1 protein-coding gene is annotated in these 575 nt (G+C 68.9%); it reads right to left on the bottom strand.

What is annotated here, in order from left to right; genetic code table 11:
* Nucleotides 1-575, bottom strand: a 575-nt coding sequence (locus MWU75_RS19650) for an ABC transporter substrate-binding protein (RefSeq protein WP_247094148.1), incomplete at both ends; no start/stop codon positions are given.

The raw sequence follows: 575 nt of genomic DNA, 5'->3' as shown, positions 1-575 counted from the left end.
GTCACCGTTGCTCAGGGCCTGGACGTGGGTCTCCGGCGCCGCGAAGCGGAACGTCAGGTTGGAGGTCGCCGGCGGCGGGCCCCAGTAGACGTCGTTCGGGCCGAGGGTGATGTACTCACCAACGCTCCACTCCGCGCCCTTGGACGCGTCGATGGTGTATGGGCCGCTGGACTGGGCGATCATCGGTTCCGGCAGGGTCTTCTCCGGGGAGAGCCAGCCGGTGTTCCAGAACTCCGCCGCCGGGGCGATCGCGTCAACGTCGCCCTCCTGGATCGCGGTGACCAGCTCCTCCGGCGTCATACCGGACTGCTCCGCGGCCACGTGCGCGGGCAGCGCACCGCCGACCATCAGCTGGTAGTCCGGGTAGGGCTCGGGGTAGGTGATCGTGAACGTCTTGCCGTTCAGCTCACCCTGCGGGCCGTCCGGGACGTAGATGCCCCAGTCGGCGGCGACCGTGTTGAACGCCGGGACGTAGTCCGGGTCGTCGGCCGGCGGCTCGCCGTAGATCGACGGCGGGTTGTTGGACGCCCAGTCGAAGAGGTAGTCGTTGTAGGTGATGGGCGTGCCATCCTCCC

The organism is Ornithinimicrobium sp. F0845 (genome assembly GCF_023015765.1).
GTDB lineage: Bacteria > Actinomycetota > Actinomycetes > Actinomycetales > Dermatophilaceae > Ornithinicoccus.
Note: the sequence above shows the minus strand (reverse complement) of the source record. Positions and strands in the feature narration are given on the sequence as shown.